This window comes from Streptomyces sp. NBRC 110035 (assembly GCF_000829695.1).
In the GTDB taxonomy this organism is placed as follows: Bacteria; Actinomycetota; Actinomycetes; order Streptomycetales; family Streptomycetaceae; genus Streptomyces.
The window spans coordinates 1-19,098 of the sequence record NZ_BBNN01000064.1; the positions used below are offsets into that span (position 1 = coordinate 1).

Consider the following 19,098-nt stretch of genomic DNA (forward strand, 5'->3'; position numbering starts at 1 on the left):
GGACGTGAAGGCGACCGCCCCCATCCAGCAGCGGCTCGACGAGCACGGACTGCGGCCCGGTGAGCACTACCTGGACTCCGGCCACCCTTCTGCCGGCCTCGTCCACGACGCCGCGAAGCAGGGCACCGACATGGTCACCCCGGCCCTGCTCGACCACTCGGCGCAGGCCAAGGCCGCGAGCGGCTTCGACAAGGCCGCCTTCACCGTCGACCGGAAGAGCCGCCAGGCCCGCTGCCCCGAAGGGCGGACCAGCAGTGGCTGGTATCCCGTCACCCAGCACGGCCGCGACGCCATCGTCGTGGAATTCGCCAAGGCCGACTGCCGCACCTGCCCCTCCCGCGGCAAGTGCACCGCAGCGGCCCGCGGCAACCGCATGCTCACGCTGCGGCCGAAGGAACTGCATGAAACCCTCGCCGCCGCCCGCGCCGAGCAGAAGACCGACTCCTTCAAGACCCGGTACAAGCTGCGGGCCGGGGTGGAGGGCACCATCAACCAGGCCCTGGACGTCACCGGGATCCGCCGGGCCCGCTACCGCGGACTGCCCAAGGTCCGCCCCCAACACGCCTTCTCCGCCGCCGCTATCAACATCGTGCGACTCGACGCCCACTGGAGCGCGCATCCCCTGGACCGCCACCGAACCAGCCGCCTCACCCGCCTCAGCTACCAACTCACCAGCTGACCAACGGAATTGCGCACCAGAGTCCCGTAGAGAACCAACAGGGCTCCCGTGCCGGCGGGTTGCGACTTCGAACGTCTCTCTCAGCGGCGCGGGAGCCTTGTGCGTTGCGCGAACGGATCGGGGGCCGTGCCGCGGGTGGCGGCACGGCCCCCGAGGACCGGCGGATTCCAGGGGTCAGACGCCGTCGTGGTCGACCTGGCGGTGCCGGACCGCCCAACCGCCGGCGGCCGGGACCAGCTCGTCCTCGCAGACGGCGCTCAGGTGCAGGACGGTCGGGCCGCCCGGCGGGGTCACCAGGACCTGCGCGTACGAGCGGGCGCGGACCGCCCCGTCGGCCGCCGGGTCCACGGTGAGCATGGCGAAGACGTGCCGGCGCTGCTGCGGGTCCGCGGCGAGCCGCGCCTGGTTGGCGCGGACGGCGGCGGAGATGGCCGTCCGGCCGCGGACCGGCTCGGCGCCGGAGTTCTGACCGAAGACGCCGTCCTCGGTGAACGTGGCCGCCCACTCCTCCGCGCGGCCCTCGTCGAGGAGGCGCATCTGCTCGGCGTAGAACCGCTGTACGGAGACGTACACGTCGTGGCCGACGGGCCTGACGGCGCGCAGCCCGCCCGCGTAGGCTGCCGCGTGGCGGAGGGTAGCCCGGCTGTTGCGGCCGAGGGCCTCGCGGACGAACTCCCGGGCGCGGGCGACATCGGCGTCCGGGCCGAGGACGTCCCGCACGGCGCTGGGGGCGATCCGCACGGTGTGCCGGGAGGTGACGACGCAGCCATCGCCGTCCTCCTCGAAGATCCACTCGCCGGTGTGGGCGTCCATAAGCGCGGGGGTGTGGACCTGCTTGTAGACGATCCGCTCGGCCGGGAAGCAGATCCGCACGGACCGGGTGGTGTGGGTGGAGCCGTCGGCGGTGCGGGTGTCCATCTCCAGGACCTGTTCGCCGGGGACGTCCTCCGTGAGCGAGACCCGGGCGACGTGCGGCAGCCGTTCGGTCCACCGGTCGGCGGCGCGGATGAACTCGTAGGCGTCCTTGGCGGATCCGTCGATCCGCAGGGTGTCGTCGAAGGTGAGGACGAGGCCGTCGGCGGCCGTCTCGGCGCCGGCGCGCAGCGCCTGGAGCTCGGAGCCGGTGTTGGTGTCGATGGCGCGGCGGATCCAGGCCACGTTCTCGGGGTCGTCGCCGACCGCGGTGAAGGTGTGGGTGAAGCGCACCCGGGTACGCCGCTCCCCCAGCGGTTCGAGGTGCCAGGTGCCGCCCATGCTCGCCACCGGCGCCTGCGATCGCTCCTGATGAAATGTCACAAGAAGGGCGGCGCGGTCGAGTTCGCGGAGGGAGGTCCAGTTCTTGACGGCGCCGTTGGCGGTCGCCCAGATCCGCAGACGCTCCACGCCGTCCTTCCCTCCACCGCCCTCCAGGACGTCGACGTGAAGGTTGGGCGGGAAGTGGACCGGCCAGCGGGCGGCGTCGGCGACCAGGTCGTAGACCGCCTCGGCGGGGGCGTCCACCTCGATCTCGTGGACGGTCTCGTGCACGGCGGGGGCGGCGGACGTCTGCGGGTTCTCGTCGGGCATGGCTCTCCTCAGTAGTTGCCGAGGCCGCCGCAGACGTTGATCGCCTGCGCGGTGACGGGAGCGGCCGCGTCGGTCAGCAGGTAGCCGACCATCCCCGCCACCTCGTCGGGGGTGGTGTAGCGGCCGAGCGGGATCTTGGCCTGGAAGCGGCCGAGGACGTCGCCCTCGGTGGTCTCCCAGGCGGCGGCGTACCCCTGGCGGACCCGGACCGCCATCGGCGTCTCGACGTATCCGGGGCAGACCGCGTTGACGGTGATCCCGGTCTTGGCCAGCTCGAGGCCGAGTGCCTTGGTGAAGCCGACGACGCCGTGCTTGGAGGCGGAGTAGGGGGCGCCGAGGACGACGCCCTGCTTGCCGGCGGTGGAGGCGACGTTGACGATCCGGCCCCAGCCGCCGTCCCGCATCCCGCCGGTGGCGAGCACGGCCCGGGTGAACCGGAAGACGCTGTCGAGGTTGGTGGCCATCACGTCGTCCCACAGCTCGTCGGTGAGCGTGTGGGTCTCGCCGCCGCCGCTGCGGCCGGCGTTGTTGACAAGGATGCCGACCGGTCCGTAGCGCGCCACGGCCGCGACGACCAGCCGCTCGATCGCGGCGGTGTCGCGCACGTCGCAGGAGGCGCCGTCGGCCTCGTACCCCTCGGCGCGCAGCTCCTTCACGATGAGCGCGACACGGTCGGCGTCCCGGGCGCAGAGGAAGACGCGGTGGCCGTCGGCGGCCAGGTGCCGGGCGACGGCGAGTCCGATCCCGCTGGTGGCACCGGTGACGACGGCGGTCCTGCCCATACGTTCGGTCATGGCGTGATCAGCCCTTTCGCGTACAGAACTCGGTGACGGACTCGATGACGAAATCGATCATCTCGGTGGTGAGCCCCGGGTGGACACCGATCCAGAAGGTGTCCTCGGTGACGGTGTCGCAGTTGGTCAGCTCGCCGACGATCCGGTAGTCCACGTCCTCGTAGGCGGGGTGGCGGGTGATGTTGCCGCCGAAGAGCCGCCGGGTGCCGATCCGGCGCGACTCCAGGAAGTCGACGAGGTCGCGGCGGGTGAAGCCGGCGTCGGGCAGCACGGTGAGGACGAAGCCGAACCAGCTCGGGTCGCTGCCCGGGGTGGCCCGGGGCAGCAGCAGTCCGGGCACGTCGGCCAGGCTTTCGTGGAGCCGCTGCCAGTTGCGCCGGCGGGCCGCGACGAAGTCGTCGATCCGGCGCATCTGGCTGAGCGCTAGGGCCCCTTGGAGATCGGTCGCCTTCAGGTTGTAGCCGACGTGGGAGAAAATGTACTTGTGGTCGTAGCCGGCCGGCAGCGCCCCGAGCTGGTAGTCGAACCGCTTGAGGCAGGTGTTGTCGGTGCCGGGTTCGCACCAGCAGTCCCGGCCCCAGTCCCGCATCGACTCGACGATCCGGGCGAGTTCGAGGCTGGAGGTGAGGACGCAGCCGCCCTCGCCGGCGGTGATGTGGTGGGCGGGGTAGAAGCTGACCGTCGACAGGTCGCCGAAGGTGCCGGTGAGCCGGCCCTGGTAGGTGGAGCCGACCGCGTCGCAGTTGTCCTCGACGAGGAAGATGCCGTGCCGGGAGGCGAGTTCGGCGACCTCGGCGACGGGGAACGGGTTGCCGAGCGCGTGGGCGATCATGATGAGCCGGGTGCGCGGGGTGATCGCCGCCTCGATCTGTTCAAGCGAAGCGTTGTACGTGCCCAGCTCGATGTCGACGAAGACCGGCTTCAGCCCGTACTGGACGAGCGGATTGATGGTGGTGGGGAAGCCTGCCCCGACGGTTATGGCCTCGTCGCCGGGGCGCAGCCGCACGTCCTTCAGCTTGGGCGAGGTCAGCGCCGCGACCGCCAGCAGGTTCGCCGACGAGCCGGAGTTGACCATGTGCGCCTTGCGGCGCCGGAAGTAGCGCGCGAACTCGCTCTCGAACTTCCGGGTGCGCACGCCGGCGGCGATGCGCAGCTCCAGCGCCGCCTCGACGAGCGCGATCCGGTCCTCCTCGTCGAGGACCGCCCCGGCGGACAGGATCGGGGTGACCCCGGCTTCGAAGGCGGGGAACTCCTGTTCCTTGTGGAACGTGCGTGCCAGGTTCAGGACCTGCGCCTTGATGCCCGACATGTCTGGCATCTCCGCCTCAGCCGTGGTGGGCGACGTGGGTGTCGCGGGACACCGGTCCGGCGTCGGCGCCGCCGCGGTGCTCGGCGACCAGCCGCTCGATGACCGGGACGATCTCGTTCGGGCTGGGCACGGCGCGCAGCTCCTCCTGGAGCCGGCGGGCGCCCTCGGCGTACGACGGCTCGGTGAGGAGCCGGCGGACCTGTGTGTGGACCGCTTCCGGGAGCAGCTCGGCGCTGGGCAGGCAGATGCCCGCGCCGATCTCCTCCAGTCCGCGGCCCATGACCTCGGTGTCCCAGCCGAAGGCGAGGATCAGCTGCGGGACGGCGTGCAGTTCCGCGGTCGCCTTCGTACCGACGCCGCCGTGGTGCACGACGGCGGCACAGGTGGGCAGCAGGTCGTTGAGCGGGACGAAGTCGACGAGCCGGACGTTGTCCGGGAGGCCCGCCGCCGCCATGGTCTCCTCGTCGACGGTGGCGACGATCTCTGCGTCGAGCTCGGCGAGGCCGCCGAGGAGCTTGAGCATGTCGACGCCGGTGTCGGCGGCGGAGGAGCCAAGCGTCACGCAGACCCGGGGGCGCTCCTGGGCGGTGCGCAGCCAGTCGGGGACGACGGCGGGGCCGTTGTAGGCGACGTGCCGGACCTGGACGGTCGGCAGGCCCAGGTCGAGCTGGGTGCTGGGCGGGGTGGTGTTCACCGTCCACTCGCCGGTGACCATGGACTCGGTGTAGCCGTCCGGGGAGCCGATCCGGGCCAGGGTCCGCTCCAGCCACTCGGCGGTGGGGTCCTCACGATGCTCGGGCTGTTGCTCGGCGGCGAGGCGCAGGAACTCCTGGCGGGCGCGGACGCTGATGTCCGGGCCCGAGACGAGCCGGCAGTGGGCGGCCCCGGTGGCGCGGGCGGCGAGGGCGCCGGCGAGGGTGAAGGTCTCCCAGACGATCAGGTCGGGCTGCCAGGAGCGGGCGAAGGCGACCAGCGAGTCGACCATGACGTCGTTGTTGAGGGCGCCGTACAGGGTCGGCACCATGACGTTCTCCAGGGCGAGGAGCTGCTCCCAGGTCCAGGGGCGGTCGCCGCGGGCGGCGAAGTCGAAGCCCTGGACGTGGGCGGACGCCTCGTCGTGGAGGGCGCCGAGCAGGCCCATCTCCTCGACCGGGCCGAGCGACCACTCGACCGGGACAGCGGTGAGGCCGGTGCCGGTGATGACGTCGGTCAGCTCGGGCTGGCTGGCGATCCGGACCTCGTGGCCCGCAGTGCGCAGGGCCCAGGCGAGCGGCACCAGGGGGTAGTAGTGGGTGTGGTGGGCCAGGGACGTGAACAGGACCTTCATCGGGTCTCCTCCTCGCCGAGCAGCGCCGGCAGCCGGACCAGGCGGCGGGTGACAGGGGCCCGGCGCGCGCGGACCGGCGCGCCGTCGGGCCGGACGTGCGGGAAGCGGGAGGCGAGGCGGTGGAGCGCCTCCTCGGCGACGGCACGGGCAGCCGGGATCAGCAGCCTCGCGTAGGGGGCGGGCGCCGTACCGTCGAGGTCGGGCACGAGGGTGACCTGGTCGCCGGCCTCGACTCGGACGCCGGCCGCCTCCAGTGGGGCGAGGGCGGTCAGCGGGTGGAGGTGCCAGGGCCCGTGCGCGGGCATGGCGGCGCGGACGGCCGCCTCGACGTGTCCGGGGTCGGTGCGCAGCCGTGGCCACTCCCCGGGCCGGTCGAGGAGGCGCAGCAGCGTCTCGCCGAGGAGGTCGGTGGCGGCCCGGGTGCCGGCGACGGCGAGGACGAGTCCGGCCTCGGCGTGTCCCGACGGGGCGAGGAGTCGGCGCAGTTCGCGGACGCCGGCGGCGGCCCGTTCGGTGGCCGCGAGGCTCTGCGGGCAGAGCAGGGCGTCCACGGCGGGCGCGGTGTCCGCGACGGCGGCGGCGAACTCCACGTGCCGGTCCTCGGGCACGCCGAGCAGGGCGGCGTAGCCGGTGGCGGCGAGCGGGGCCGCGACGGCGGTGATCAGGTCGGCCGGTCCGGGGGCGATGCCGGCCACCGTCCCGGCGGTCAGCCGCCGCAGCGGCGCGGCGGCGGCGCGGACGGCACCCCGGCCGCCCCGGTGGGCGAGGTCGCGGGCCGCTGCGGTCCGCTGCCGGTCCGGCGCGGGCAGCCAGGGTTCGGCCTGCGGGACGGCCGCGGCGACCACGAGGTCGGGGTGGCCGAGCAGTCCGGGCAGGACCGCCGGGCCGGCGACCCAGGTGTCGAGCCTGCTGCGCCACAGCGGGCGGCGCTCCGCGAGGGCCGCGTGGAGCGGTGCGGTGTCCTCGCCGAAGCCGCGCACCAGGCCGGCGTACGGGTCTCCGTCGCCGGGGACGAACGGTTCGCCGTTCACCGAGTAGAGCCACTGTGCCGCGTGTACGAGCTGTAGTTCACGTCCTAGCGCACTGGTCACCGCTGTCACCGAGCCACCTCCGTCATCCGGTTACCTCGGCAACGTACGGGGCCGGATTAGAAGAACGCTCGAAAGCCGATTTCCGGCTTTCCGCACCTTTTACTGGTCCACCGTTCCTCAAGCGGCGTTTGATCGTCCGGATCTACGGTGGGGACCCCATTGGACTCTCGCGAGGTGATGAGGACCGCTATGCCAGAGCACCGTCAGCAACGGGCGCTCAGAATGGGCGTGATCGGGACCGCGAACATCGCGATCCGCCGGATCATGCCCGTTCTCGCCGAGCACGATCAGGTGGACCTCGTTGCGGTGGCCAGCCGGGACGAGGCCAGGGCCGCGCAGGTCGGGGCCGTCTTCGGCTGCGAGGGGGTCGGGGGGTACGAGGCGCTGCTGGAGCGCGAGGACCTGGACGCCGTCTACATCCCGCTGCCGCCCGGGATGCACCACGAGTGGGCGATGCGGGCGCTGCGGTCAGGGAAGCACGTCCTGGTCGAGAAGCCGATGTCGGACGCGTACGAGAAGACGCTGGAGCTGCTGACGACGGCGTCGCGGCTCGGGTTGGTACTGGCCGAGAACTTCATGTTCCTGCACCATTCGCAGCACGCCGCGGTGCGGGCGATGCTGGACGAGTCCGTGGGCGGGATGCGCCAGTTCTCGGGGACCTTCGCGGTGCCTCCGCTTGCGCCGGACTCGTTCCGCTACCGCCCGGAGCTGGGCGGCGGGGCGCTGCTGGACGTGGGGGTGTATCCGCTGCGGGCGGCCCAGCTGCATCTGACCGGGGAACTGGAGGTACTCGGCGCGTTCCTGCGGGTGGACGAGGCGACCGGGGTGGACGTGGCGGGCAGTGTGCTGCTCTGCGACGAGCGCGGGGTGACGGCGCAGCTGGACTTCGGGTTCGAGCACGCGTACCGGTCGATGTACGCGCTCTGGGGCGACCGGGGACGGGTGAGCGTGCAGCGGGCGTTCACGCCGCCGGAGCAGCTGCGGCCGGTGGTGCGGATCGAGCAGCAGGACGTGGTGACGGAGCGGGCGTTGTCGGAGGACAACCAGGTCTTCAACGCCATGGACGCGTTCGTGCGGACGGCGCTGGGCGGGGCCCGGCCGGCCGGTGAGGAGACGGCGACGCTGCGGCAGGCGCTGCTCGTGGAGCGGGTGCGCCAGGTCGCGCGGACGGTCGGCGTGCCGGCGTCCACGTCCCGGCTGCTGGTCGGAGGGCCGGGCGCTCACTGAGAACGGCGGACCTGCGGGTGTGACGGCCCGCCGGTCCCTTCCCCATGGCGGCCCGGGGCGGATTCCACCCGCCCCGGGCCGCTACGTCGTCGTCACCGGTCGAGGATCCGCCGCAGGACATCGCCGAGGACGGCGGTGGTGTCGGCGGGGGCCTCGTCGGTTCGCCAGGCCACGATGCCGTCGGGGCGGACGAGGCTGGCGCCGGACTTGCCGGTACCGTACCGCGCGGGCACCCGGTCGTCCGGGTCGGCGAGGTCGAAGCCGATCCGGAACACCCTTACGGTGATGCCGAGTTCGGCCGCGATCTGCTCGGCGGAGGGTCCCCAGGTGTCTCCGGACTCGCCGGCGACCAGGGTCCAGCCGTCGCCGAAGAGGTCGACCGTGGAGACGGGCTCGCCGTCCCGGAGGACCGGGACGTGCGGGCCGCGGAAGCCGGGGCGGCCGGTCGGCTCCAGCGGGTTCTCCACCCGGGCCGGGTCGTCGTCGGAGGCGAGGACGGCGGTGGAGCGGTACCGGAAGCCCAGGAGCGTCTCGGCGTAGCCCACGGACTTCTCCCACACGTCGGCCATGTGCGGGGCCATCCGCTCGGCGTAGATGGCGAGCGCCTCGGCGACGACGAGTTCGGCGGCGGTCAGCCGTTCCCGCTCGTAGGTGTCGAGGAGGCCGGGACCGGCCTGGCCGCGCAGCACCGCGGCGAGCTTCCAGGCGAGGTCGAAGCCGTCGGCGACGGCCGCGTTGCCGCTCATGCCGCCGGTGGGCGGGGTGACCTTGGCGGCATCGCCGACGAGGAACACCCGTCCGTCGCGCCACCGTTCGGCGATCCGCGCGGCCATCTCCCAGCCCTGGATATCGACGAGCTCCGGCTCCAGGTCGGGGGCCTCCAGGGCGAGCCGGATGAGCGCGGTACACCGCTCCGGGGTGAAGTCGTCGGGGCTCTCTCCCTTCTCGGGGTCGTACTCGACGAAGAGGGTGAAGCGGTCGGAGCGGTCGGTGGGTCCGAAGGTGCCGGTGAACTCGGGGTGGTGGAGGTAGTACCAGCCGGTGGCGCCGGCCTCCAGCAGGCCGGTCAGGTCCGCGTCGAAGATGACGCCGACCATGAGGGCGAGGGTGCCGTGCCCGTACCGTCCGATGCCGAGGGACTCGCGGACGGCGCTGCGGTTGCCGTCGGCGGCGACGAGGTGGCGGGACCGCAGGTCGTACGTGCCGTCGGGGCCCTCCAGGGTGGCCGTCACGCCGTCGTCGTCCTGCCGGAAGGAGACCAGCCGGGTGCCGAAGCGGACGGAGCCGCCGTGCCGTTCGGCCTGGGAGAGGAGGATCGGCTCCAGCTTGTCCTGGGAGAGCATGGACCAGCCGGCCGGGGTGCAGGGAGCCGTGGCGGCGACCATGTCGTCGAAGCTCTCCGACACGGTGCGGAAGGGTTCGCCTCGGACGGTCCGGCCGATCCGGATGACGAAGTCGCCCTGGTCGCCGCGGATGTCATCGGCCCGGGTGACCTCGTCGGCGACGCCGCCGATCCGCAGCAGCTCCATGGTGCGCGGGTTCTGCCCGGCGGCGCGCGGGTAGGGCGAGAGGCCGGGCCTCCGTTCCACCAACAGCACACGAACGCCCAGCCGGGCGAGGAACATCGCCGTGGACAGGCCGCCGAGGCCCGCACCTACTACCAGGACGTCGACCTCGTGGTCGTTCATGTCGCTCCTCTCGTGTCGTTCGCTTCTCGTGCGCGGGCGGTGCCCGCTCCATCGGTCATGTCCGGACGCCGACGAACAGGCCCCGACCGGAGTGCTGGCCGGGCAGGTACTCGACCTGGAGTCCGGCCGCGCGGAAGGCGGTCTCGTACTCCTCACGGCTGAACAGGGAGATGACGTGCCGGTCGACGAAGTGCCGTACGCCGCTGCCGGGTTCGGCGACGACCACGTGCACGTCCATGTGCGAGGCGCGGCCCCGGCGGGCCGAGTGCGAGACCCGGGAGACGGTCACGCCGTCGACGGTGACCACGTCGGCGGAGACGTAGCCGTCGAGGAAGGTCTCGTCGAACCACCAGGGGTCGACGACGGCCACCCCGCCGGGCTCCAGGTGCCGGGCGAACATGCCCAGCGCGAGGCGGAGTTCGGTGGTGGACTCCATGTAGCCGATGGAGCCGAACATGCAGGTGACCACCGAGAACTCGGCGCCGAGCCGGAAGTCGCGCATATCGCCCGGGTGGACGGCCGTGCCGGGCAGCGCCGCCCGGGCGGCGGCGGCCATCGGTTCCGACAGCTCCAGCCCCTCGACGTGATCGAACAGCTCGGCGAAGTGGCGCAGGTGGCCGCCGGTGCCGCAGGCGATGTCGAGCAGCCGGGAGGCGTCGGGGCGGTGCCGGCGCGCGGCGGCGGCCACCGTCTCCGCCTCGACGCGGTAATCCTTCCCGCGCTCCTTGTGCACCAGGTCGTAGACCTGGGCGAGGTCCCTTCCGTACATGGTGTGTCCTGCTCCCGCCGGTTCCGCCGCCGGCTCCCGCCCGGTCACCGGGCGGCGCGGGTGTGCGCGAGGAGGGCCTCGGCCAGCGGCTCGTGGACAGAGGACGGCAGGGCGTGGCCCATGCCGGGGATCTCGACCAGCCGAGCGGAGGGGATGAGGCCGGTGAGGTGCTTGCCGTGCGGCGGCGGGGCTATGGGGTCGCGTTCGGCCTGGATGACCAGGGTGGGCACGGTGACCCGGCCCAGCTCGGCGGCCCGGGTGAGCGGCGGCAGGGTGAGCTGGTAGTGCGCGTACGGCTCGGTGAGGGCGCCGCCGGCGTGGTCGACGGCCCGCTCCTCCCACAGCGCGTACTCGGCGTCGTCGAAGGGGACGGCGTCGCCGCTGAGGATTCGCCACTTGCGGACCCGCTTGTCGATCTCCTCGGCCCGGCCCTCGGCGGACTGGGACATCAGCGCCAGGGCCTCCAGGAACGGCGGCTGCGGTCCGGGCAGTCCGTCCGCGGTGGCTTCGCCGCGCATGACGCGCTCGATGTTGTCGTCGAAGTCGATGTCGAGGCCGCCGCCGAGCATCAGGGCTAGGCTGAAGAGCCGGTCGTGGTGGTTGAGGGCCAGGACCTGGCAGATGGTGGCGCCCATGGAGAGCCCCAGGACGTGGGCCCGGTCCACTCCCCAGCCGTCGAGCACGGCGACCGCGTCGGCGGCCATCTCGTCGAACCCGTAGGGATGCTCCCCGAAGTCGCGGGTGGTGGAGCGGCCGGTGTCCCGGTGGTCGTAGCGGATGACGTGCAGCCCGCCGCCGGCGAGCCGCCGGGCGAACTCGTCGGGCCAGCCGTACGCGGACAGGTTGCCGCCCATGACGAGCAGCAGCGCGGGGTCGGCGGGGTCGCCGAAGTCGTCGCTCCACAGTTCGACGTCGCCGCTCGGGACGAGACGTTCGGACATGGCGTCACTTCTCCTTGGCTGAGGGGGTCGGCACGGGGGCGAGGACGAACTCGAGGATCGAGAAGCCGAAGGGCAGGGTGCGGGAGCCGCTGCCGCCCTCGGCGGCGAGGACGAGCCCGGCGTCGGCGGCGAGCCGGATCACCTCGTCGCGGGTACGGACCCGGCCGCCCATGAAGACGAGCATCCGCAGGTCGAGCAGGGTCGAGAAGAAGCGGTCTGAGCCGTCCCCGGCGCGGTCGGCGCGGTCGAGGACGACGAGCCGGCCGCCCGGTTCCAGGGCCTCGACGCAGCGGCGGAGCACAACGAGCGCGTCCTCGTCCGACCAGTTGAGGAGGACGAAGGAGAGGACGACGGTGTCCGCGATGGCCGGCAGCGGGTCGAAGAAGCTGCCGTCGACGACGGCGAACCGGTCGTCGAGTCCGGCCTCGGCGAACCGCCGGCGGGCCTGCGCGGCTGGTCCGGGCAGTTCGACGAGGGTGCCGCGGACCTCCGGCGCGGTCCGCGCGACGGCGGCGAGCAGGGCACCATTGCCGCCGCCGACGTCGAGGACATGCCGGGTGGCGGTCCAGTCGAGGGAGGCGGCCGGGGCGTCGTAGGCGAGGTCCTCGTCGCAGGACATGAGGGCGTCGAAGGAGTCGGCCAGCTCCTGCTTGGCGGAGAGGTCCTCCCAGAACGGGCGCCCGTACCGGCCCTGGTAGGCGGGCCGGCCGGTGCGGACCGCGTCGAGGAGTCCGGCGAAGGCGAGGTCGGCGTGGGCAATGGCCCCGTGCAGGTCGAGCCAGGCGCGCTGCTGGGCCGGATGGTCGTCGGCGAGCAGCAGGCCGAGCCGGGTGGGTCGCAGCGTGCCGTCCTCGCCGTCGCCCTCCAGGACGCCGGTGACGACGAGGTGGCGGACGAGACGGGCGAGGGTCGGGGCGTGGGTGCCGGTCCGGGCGGCCAGCAGGGCGACGGTGGTGGCGCCGTCCCGGAGGTGGTCGACGAGCCGGAGGGTGGCCGCGACCCTGACGGCCATCGGGGTGACCAGGTTCCCGAGCTGCTTGAGCAGGACATCGAGGTCCTGGTCGGTGAGGTCCGGCGGCGGCGCGAACGGGACGGTGCCGTCGGCTCGTTCCGTCTCCGAGGTCCGGCCGGCGGGGCCGGCGGGGGGCGTGGTGCTCACCGTGTTCCTTCCCTGGGTGCGGAGAGTGCGCGGGGCGCGCGGGGGCCGGGCGGGGTCAGGGCCGCCAGCCCTCCTCGGTCGGCCAGGGCTCACCGAGCTGGCGGTAGGTGCCGAGGTAGTCGGGCCAGTCGCGGTGGTCGCGGATCTTGTCGTCGACGATCCGGATGAGGTGGATCTGCTCGCCGGAGAACCGGCGGCCGGTGGCCGGCATTCCGACGAGTCCGCCGACCTGGCGGCCGTAGAGGGCGAGCTTTGCGCGGACCCAGCTGCCGTTCTCCTCGTAGGAGATCTCCTCCAGAAACGCCTCCTCGGAGAAGGTGAGCTTGAGCCATTTGACGGCGAGGGCGAACGCCTCGGGGCCGCGGAGCGTGGGCATGTGCTCCAGGGCGCCGGGATTCAGATACTCGTCGTGGATGAATTCGGCCACGTCGTCGACGTCTCCGGTGTTGTACGCGTTCACCATGCGGCGCACGATGTCGATGCGATCGGCCACGGCGGACCTCCTCGTCGGAAAAAGGGGCGGTGGACCCATCCTGACTTCCTGGAACGCCCACAACAATCCGATCCCGGGGCTCGTCGACCGAAAGGGAAGCAGAATTCGAGTGGGCACCGAGCACGGATCGACCACCATTCCAGAAGTACTCGACAAGGTGGTCGGGTCGGCTACCTCCTGTGGAGAGGAACCATGGACGAGACGAACTACAAGTCAACGGTGACCGAAGCGTTCAACGAGGCCGCCGCCACCTATGACCAGATGGGTGTCGAGTTCTTCACGCCCATGGGACGGCGGCTCGTGGAGCGCGCCGCGCCCCGCCCGGGCGAGCGGGTCCTCGACGTCGGCTGCGGCCGCGGCGCGGCGCTGTTCGTGGCCGCCGACCGGGTCGGCCCCTCGGGTCACGTGCTCGGCATCGACATCGCGCCCGCGATGGTGGAGGAGGCCCGCGCGCGGGCGGCCTCGTCGGGCACCCGTCACGTCGAGGTGCGGGTCATGGACGGCGAGCACCCCGACCTCCCGCCGGCCTCGTTCGACGTGGTGACGGGCAGCTACAGCGTGATCTTCCTGCCGGACGCGCCGAAGGCACTGGGGCGGTACGCGGCGCTGCTGCGCCCGGCCGGCCGGATCGCCTTCACCAGCCCGGTCTTCACGGACGACACCTTCCCGTTCCTGCCGCCGGTCTTCACCGACCTGATCCCGGAGCGGCTGCTGCGTAACCTGCCGCCGGAGTGGCAGCCGGAGGCGCTGAAGCGCCGGTTCAACAGCTGGCTCGGGGACAAGGACGAGCTGACCCGCACGATGGTCCGGGCCGGTTTCGAGGACATCGAGATCGCCGACGAGCACGTCGAGCTGCAGGCCTCGGACGGCACGACGTGGGTGGACTGGTCGCACACCCAGGGCATGCGCCTGCTCTGGCAGCACCTGCCGGCGTACGAGAGCGCGCAGCTGCGGACCCGGCTGATCACGGAGCTGGACCGGCTGCGTAGGGACGGCCCGCTGAACCTGCCGACCCCGGTGCGGTTCGTGCTGGCCTCGGTCCCGGGCTGAGCGGAGCCCTCACGGGAACGCCCGTGGGGCCCGGTCCGCGCTCGGACGCTGTTGGTTGATTCGGGCCCGTGATCACTTCGCCCCGTCGATCGTTTGATCGGCGGGGCAGAGCCCTGCGAAGTGGCGGGTGCGGGTGCGGGCTCGGGGTGTGCTGGTGAGGTGGGCGTCGACGAGGTTCCCCGCGTTCGGCATTGGTGAGCTGACGGGGTGGCGCCCCCGGACACGGATCACCGGACTCCCCACACGACACCGTCGGCTCCCAGGACCACAACCGGGTCTTGGGAGCCGACGTCACACACAGGCCCGAATCAACCAACAGCGTCCGCGCTCGGACCGGGCCCCGCGAGTGTCAGTAGACGCGCGAGGCACCCGCGGAGGACATGCGGACGATGTCGCCGGTGGGCCGGCGCAGGCCGCCCTGTGCGTCGATCGGTTCCGCGTTGAGAATGGACCGGTGCAGATCCTGGGCTGTGGCCCCGGGCTCCAGTCCGAGGTGGTTCACGAGGTTGACCCGGAGCCGCTGGAACACATCCAGGGCCTGGGCGCGCCGCCCGTTGAGGTACAGGGCGCGCATGTAGTGAGCGTGCAACCCCTCGTGGTACGGGTTGTCGGCGGTGAGCGCGGCAAGCTCCGTGAGGACCTCGCGGTACATGCCGAGCCGCAGCTGCGTGTCGACGAGGTACTCGAGGACGACGAGCCGGGACTCTTCGAACTGCTGGCGGCGCCCCTCGATGATGCGGCCGGCGGCGACGTCGACCAGGGCCGGCCCGCGCCAGATCTGGAGCGCGCCGGTGAGGGTGGCGAGGGCGGTCTCGTCGTCCCCTGACGACAGGGCACGGCGTCCCTCCGCGACGAGCTCGTGGAACCGGTGAACGTCCAGATCGTCCTGACGGGAGCGGAAGAGATATCCGCCGGAGCGCGTCACAAGCATCTCGGAGGCGACCTGCCGGGTGGTCAGTCCGGCGGCCGTGGCAAGCAGCTTGCGCAGGTTGAGGATGTACGTCTGCAGGGTGGTCAAGCAACTCACGGGCGGGTCCTCGTCCCACAGTTCCCGGATGAACGACGAGACGGGCACGACCTGGTCGGCATTCACGAGGAGCATCGCCAGAACACTTCTCATCTTGGGTGCGCTCGGTGTGTGTGAGTCGTCGCCGACCCGTATGGATAACGGCCCTAAAACACCTAGCTTCACGATGGTCTCCCCCATAGGTCAGCGACAGACAGTGCTTACCAGGTCCTTAACGCGACGAACCCCCCACGGCGTTCCCGAGTGACTGCGCAACGTGGTCTTCCTAGGAGGGTTCGCCATGTCGCACCTTCACGACAGGACCTGCCGAAGGTCGGAAACGCCCATGCACGGCGGGACTACGCGGCGGTCACGCCACGGCCAGCAGCCGGTTGACGGCGGCCAGGAAGGCGGCCGGCGTCCGTACGTCCGCCAGCTCGTCCTCCGGGATCTCCACGTGGTACTCCTGGGAGACTCTGGCGGTGGTCTCCAGGAGGGCCAGGGAGTCGTACCCCAGCTCGGTGAACTCCACGTCGAGCGTGTCTTTCGTTCCTGTTACGGGTTCCTCTTCTCCCGCGCACTCGCGCAGGATCCCGAAGAGTCGCTCGACGGTCAGGGCCTTCGCCATGGTCCTACCTTCCCTCGTGGTCGCTCTCGAATTGCGGGCCGCAGTCACGCATCGAAGCATATGCAGAAGCAGAAGCGGCAGACTCGAGAATCGATCGAGGCCGCCGGACAGAAGCGTTCGAATCACCCCTGACCTCGTATGACGGTCGACTCCGGCAAAGCCTTCATTGTTTGCCGAAACTCTGCCGTCTAGGGTCGTCGGGAAGACCTCGGATTAGGAGGAGTCGTGAAAGGAATTATCCTCGCGGGCGGCTACGGAAGCCGTTTACATCCCATCACCATCGCTGTTTCGAAACAATTACTGCCGGTGAATGACAAGCCGCTGATCTACTACCCGCTCTCGGCGCTCATGCTCGCCGACATCCGCGAGATCCTGGTCATCGCGCTGCCCGGCGACATTCCGCAGATCCGGCGGCTGCTCGGCGACGGGAGCCAGCTGGGGCTCTCCCTCACGTACGCGGAACAGCCCGTCCCGGAGGGGCTGGCGCAGGCGTTCCTCATCGGCGCCGACCACATCGGGGACGACGACGTCGCGCTCGTCCTCGGCGACAACATCTTCCACGGGAACGGTTTCTACGACCTGCTCGCCACCCACCGGCGCGGGCTCGACGGCTGTGTCCTGTTCGGCTACCCGGTGACCGACCCGGAGCGGTACGGCGTCGGCGAGGTGGACGAGAACGGGCGGCTGGTGTCGCTGGCCGAGAAGCCGGAGAAGCCCCGGTCCAACCTCGCCATCACCGGCCTCTACTTGTACAGCAACGACGTCGTGGAGATCGCCCGGCAGATCCGCCCGTCGCCCCGCGGTGAACTGGAGATCACTGACGTCAACCAGGTCTACCTGGGCGCCGGGCGCGCCGAACTCGTGTCCTTCGGTCGGGGGTTCGCCTGGCTGGACGCCGGCACGCCGGAGTCACTGCTCCAGGCCGGCCAGTACGTGCAGACGATGGAGGACCGGCAAGGCGTGCGCATCGCCTGCCTGGAGGAGATCGCGCTGCGGATGGGCTTCATCGACGCGGAGGCGTGCCACCGGCTGGGCGCCAAGCTCTCCCGCTCCGGGTACGGCTCCTACGTGATGTCCGTGGCGGACGAGATGCGCCCCTGAACCGGACGTGCCGGGAGGGCCCGGCGGACGGCTGCGCCCGGCCGGACCCTCCCGGTCACCACGGTCACCCCTCGTCGAGCAGCGCCATCTGCTTCTCGTCTAGGGCGATGCCCTCGACGGCCATGTTCGACCGCAGGTGACCGGCCGAGGATGTGCCGGGGATCGGCATCATGACCGGCGAGCGGTGCAGCAGCCAGGCGAGCGCCACCTGCGCCGGCGTCGCGCCGGTCTCTGCGGCGACCCGGGCCAGGGCGCTGCCGGCGGCCGGGCGGGCAGCCCCGGCGAGCGGCTTCCAGGCGATGAAGCCGAGGCCCTCCCGCTCGCAGTAGTCCAGCTCGGGGTCGTAACGGCGGTCGATGAGGCCGTACTTGTTCTGGATGCTGACAATCGGGGCGACGGTACGGGCCCGTTCGATCTGCTCGACGGTCACCTCGGAGAGCCCGATGTGCCGGATCTTCCCCTCGTCCTGGAGCTGCTTGGGCGCCCCGACCTGGTCCTCCAGCGGGACCTGCGGGTCGACCCGATGCAGCTGGAACAGCTCGACGCGTTCCAGGCGCAGTCGACGCAGGCTCAGCTCGGCCTGCTGGCTGAGGTGCCCCGGAGTTTCCGGACAGGGACCCAATAGGGTTGTTCTGTCAAGGAAATGAGGAAGTTCGAAGTGGCGCCACCCAGCAAGTACACCCCGGAGTTTCGTGAGGAAGCCGTCCAGATGGCACTCCGGTCCAGCAAGACCATCTCGGAGACGGCCCGCGAGCTCGAATTGAACTCGGAGACACTCCGGGGCTGGGTGAAGAAACACCAGAAACGGAACGAGCCAGCTGCCGGTGCACCGTTGACGCTCGATGAGCGGGCGCGCTTGAAGGAACAGGACCGGCGCATCCGTGAACTGGAGGCGAAAGTCTCCTTCTTGAAAAAAGCCGCAGCGTACTTCGCGAAGGATCCCCGGTAGCGAGCAAGTACGAGTTCATCGAAACGATGCGGCTCGGCACAGCGGAGTGCGCGTATTCCGTCGAGTTCATGTGTGAACGGCTCGGCGTGTCCAAGTCTGGCTATTACGAATGGCGGAACCGTCCCAATTCCGCGACGGTCCAGCGGCGCGAGGAACTGAAACTGCTCATCAAGAAGGCATTCGACATGTCCGACAGCACCTACGGCTACCGGCGCATCCACGCCCAGCTCGCCCGCTGGGGCCACACCGCCGGCCTGGAGCTGATCCGTATGCTGATGCGTGAACTGGGCCTGGTGCCCTGCCAGCCGAAGCCGAAGCGGTGGTCGCTCACCAAGGCCGCCGCGGGCGCCGTGCCGGATCTCGTCGGCCGCAACTTCACCGCCGACGCCCCCGGCGAGAAACTCGTCGGCGACATCACTTACATCAAGACCGGAGAAGGGTGGCTGTATCTCGCGACCGTCATCGACTGCTGCACGAAGGAAGTCATCGGCTACGCGATGGACGACCACTATCAAACTCCCCTCATATCCCAGGCAATTTGCAACGCGACACGGAACAGGAAACTCGCCGACGGCGCGATATTTCACTCCGATCGCGGGTCGAACTACATGTCAGCAGAGTTCGCGGCGACGCTGAAGCGGTTCAGGCTCCGCAGATCTTCCGGGCGTACCGGGGTCTGCTTCGAGGTGAGTCGGCGGCGGGAATTTCACCCACCGCCGCTCTCAGAACCGTGCGTGAACCTCGCGACTCACACGGCTCCCATTGTTGAACCAGTGGGCAACGCGCCATGCTTCCAGTGAGCGAACATGCCCGGGAATGCTGAGGCAATCTCAGCCAGCCTTCTCCGGGCCTTCCTTGAAGCACGACGATACCGTTTGTACTTCCTCCGGGCCCATTTCACCAGGAACGGATTGATCTGCTGTTCCAGAAACCTGATCAACCTGGACTTGTAGAAGCGCCCATAGTAGTTGATCCATCCCGCCACGACGGGGTTGATCATCGCGGCGATCTCCTGAAAGCTCAGCTCGGTACAGCGCCCCAGTCGCCAGCTCCGGATAGTCCTCGCCATGGACTTCATGGCTGTTTCGCTCACTGCGGGAAGGAAGCCGGTCTTCAGCCTCCCATCCCGCAAGCGGGCAGCCCGAGGACGGAAGGTATACCCCAGAAACGTGAACTTCGTGACCGGGAACTCCCGTTCACGACCTTCCTGTTTGCAGTACACCACCCTGGTTTTCTCCGGATGGAGACGTAATCCGAACTGCAGCAGCCTGCCCTCGATGATGTCGCGGACGAAAATCGCCTGCTTCTCACTGGCACAGTG

19 protein-coding genes and 1 pseudogene are annotated in these 19,098 nt (G+C 70.7%); 6 read left to right on the forward strand and 14 right to left on the reverse strand.

Going from position 1 to position 19,098, the window contains the following annotated elements:
* Positions 1–679 (forward strand): transposase (locus TU30_RS31940; protein ID WP_042176935.1); only part of this gene is annotated, 679 nt, incomplete at its 5' end.
* Positions 680–853: 174 nt separating this feature from the next.
* Here TU30_RS31940 and TU30_RS31945 read toward each other — a convergent pair.
* From TU30_RS31945 to TU30_RS31965, 5 genes are read right to left on the reverse strand one after another with little or no spacing between them, the layout of a single operon-like run.
* On the reverse strand, positions 854–2,245 hold the full coding sequence (locus tag TU30_RS31945; protein ID WP_042176937.1) for a nuclear transport factor 2 family protein: 1,392 nt from the start codon (positions 2,243–2,245) through the stop codon (positions 854–856).
* 8 nt (positions 2,246–2,253) lie between these two features.
* The gene (locus tag TU30_RS31950; RefSeq protein WP_042176939.1) at positions 2,254–3,039 is read right to left on the reverse strand and encodes an SDR family NAD(P)-dependent oxidoreductase; all 786 of its coding nucleotides are present in this window, start codon (positions 3,037–3,039) and stop codon (positions 2,254–2,256) included.
* Between the two features lie 7 nt (positions 3,040–3,046).
* Positions 3,047–4,348 carry a lipopolysaccharide biosynthesis protein RfbH gene (rfbH, locus tag TU30_RS31955; RefSeq protein WP_042176941.1) on the reverse strand — a complete coding sequence of 434 codons (1,302 nt, stop codon included), beginning with the start codon at positions 4,346–4,348 and terminating at the stop codon, positions 3,047–3,049.
* A 16-nt stretch (positions 4,349–4,364) separates the two neighbouring features.
* On the reverse strand, positions 4,365–5,675 hold the full coding sequence (locus tag TU30_RS31960) for an activator-dependent family glycosyltransferase (protein ID WP_042176943.1): 1,311 nt from the start codon (positions 5,673–5,675) through the stop codon (positions 4,365–4,367).
* A complete protein-coding gene (locus TU30_RS31965) occupies positions 5,672–6,766 on the reverse strand; it encodes a hypothetical protein (RefSeq protein WP_234308063.1) in 1,095 nt (364 codons plus the stop codon). The genes TU30_RS31960 and TU30_RS31965 overlap by 4 nt, the downstream gene beginning before the upstream one ends.
* A gap of 222 nt (positions 6,767–6,988) precedes the next feature.
* Here TU30_RS31965 and TU30_RS31970 point away from each other — a divergent pair, with 222 nt between their 5' ends.
* Positions 6,989–7,993, forward strand: a complete 1,005-nt coding sequence (locus TU30_RS31970) for a Gfo/Idh/MocA family protein (RefSeq protein ID WP_042176947.1) — start codon at positions 6,989–6,991, stop codon at positions 7,991–7,993.
* Positions 7,994–8,085: 92 nt separating this feature from the next.
* On the opposite strand, the gene rdmE is transcribed toward TU30_RS31970, so the two are convergent.
* The 5 genes from rdmE to TU30_RS31995 are packed head-to-tail and all read right to left on the reverse strand — an operon-like array spanning position 8,086 to position 13,043.
* Complete coding sequence (gene rdmE, locus TU30_RS31975) at positions 8,086–9,681, reverse strand: aklavinone 12-hydroxylase RdmE (protein ID WP_042176949.1); 1,596 nt, start codon at positions 9,679–9,681, stop codon at positions 8,086–8,088.
* Between the two features lie 55 nt (positions 9,682–9,736).
* The gene (locus tag TU30_RS31980; protein ID WP_042176952.1) at positions 9,737–10,450 is read right to left on the reverse strand and encodes a trans-aconitate 2-methyltransferase; all 714 of its coding nucleotides are present in this window, start codon (positions 10,448–10,450) and stop codon (positions 9,737–9,739) included.
* A gap of 44 nt (positions 10,451–10,494) precedes the next feature.
* On the reverse strand, positions 10,495–11,391 hold the full coding sequence (locus tag TU30_RS31985; protein WP_042176954.1) for an alpha/beta fold hydrolase: 897 nt from the start codon (positions 11,389–11,391) through the stop codon (positions 10,495–10,497).
* A gap of 4 nt (positions 11,392–11,395) precedes the next feature.
* Positions 11,396–12,550, reverse strand: a complete 1,155-nt coding sequence (locus tag TU30_RS31990) for a methyltransferase (RefSeq protein WP_078878758.1) — start codon at positions 12,548–12,550, stop codon at positions 11,396–11,398.
* Between the two features lie 55 nt (positions 12,551–12,605).
* On the reverse strand, positions 12,606–13,043 hold the full coding sequence (locus tag TU30_RS31995) for an ester cyclase (protein ID WP_107068638.1): 438 nt from the start codon (positions 13,041–13,043) through the stop codon (positions 12,606–12,608).
* Between the two features lie 192 nt (positions 13,044–13,235).
* On the opposite strand from TU30_RS31995, the gene TU30_RS32000 reads away from it, so the two are divergent.
* Positions 13,236–14,093: a class I SAM-dependent methyltransferase gene (locus TU30_RS32000; protein WP_042176956.1), complete on the forward strand. Its 858-nt coding sequence runs from the start codon at positions 13,236–13,238 to the stop codon at positions 14,091–14,093.
* 349 nt (positions 14,094–14,442) lie between these two features.
* Here TU30_RS32000 and TU30_RS32005 read toward each other — a convergent pair whose 3' ends face one another.
* Together TU30_RS32005 and TU30_RS32010 are read right to left on the reverse strand one after the other, a co-directional pair.
* A complete protein-coding gene (locus tag TU30_RS32005; protein ID WP_267889360.1) occupies positions 14,443–15,300 on the reverse strand; it encodes an AfsR/SARP family transcriptional regulator in 858 nt (285 codons plus the stop codon).
* Between the two features lie 169 nt (positions 15,301–15,469).
* Positions 15,470–15,727, reverse strand: a complete 258-nt coding sequence (locus TU30_RS32010) for an acyl carrier protein (protein ID WP_042176958.1) — start codon at positions 15,725–15,727, stop codon at positions 15,470–15,472.
* 225 nt (positions 15,728–15,952) lie between these two features.
* Between TU30_RS32010 and rfbA the strand changes: the two genes are divergently transcribed.
* A complete protein-coding gene (rfbA, locus tag TU30_RS32015; RefSeq protein ID WP_042176960.1) occupies positions 15,953–16,828 on the forward strand; it encodes a glucose-1-phosphate thymidylyltransferase RfbA in 876 nt (291 codons plus the stop codon).
* 64 nt (positions 16,829–16,892) lie between these two features.
* On the opposite strand, the gene TU30_RS32020 is transcribed toward rfbA, so the two are convergent.
* On the reverse strand, positions 16,893–17,450 hold the full coding sequence (locus TU30_RS32020; protein ID WP_234308066.1) for an aldo/keto reductase: 558 nt from the start codon (positions 17,448–17,450) through the stop codon (positions 16,893–16,895).
* A gap of 21 nt (positions 17,451–17,471) precedes the next feature.
* On the opposite strand from TU30_RS32020, the gene TU30_RS32025 reads away from it, so the two are divergent.
* Positions 17,472–17,777, forward strand: a complete 306-nt coding sequence (locus TU30_RS32025) for a transposase (protein WP_042176964.1) — start codon at positions 17,472–17,474, stop codon at positions 17,775–17,777.
* Positions 17,778–17,788: 11 nt separating this feature from the next.
* Positions 17,789–18,577 (forward strand): annotated as a pseudogene (locus TU30_RS32030) (IS3 family transposase); the annotation flags it as partial.
* On the opposite strand, the gene TU30_RS35050 reads toward TU30_RS32030, so the two are convergent.
* A partial coding sequence (locus TU30_RS35050) for a group II intron maturase-specific domain-containing protein (RefSeq protein WP_304951822.1) occupies positions 18,526–19,098 on the reverse strand: 573 nt, incomplete at its 5' end. The pseudogene TU30_RS32030 and the gene TU30_RS35050 sit on opposite strands and share 52 nt — an antisense overlap.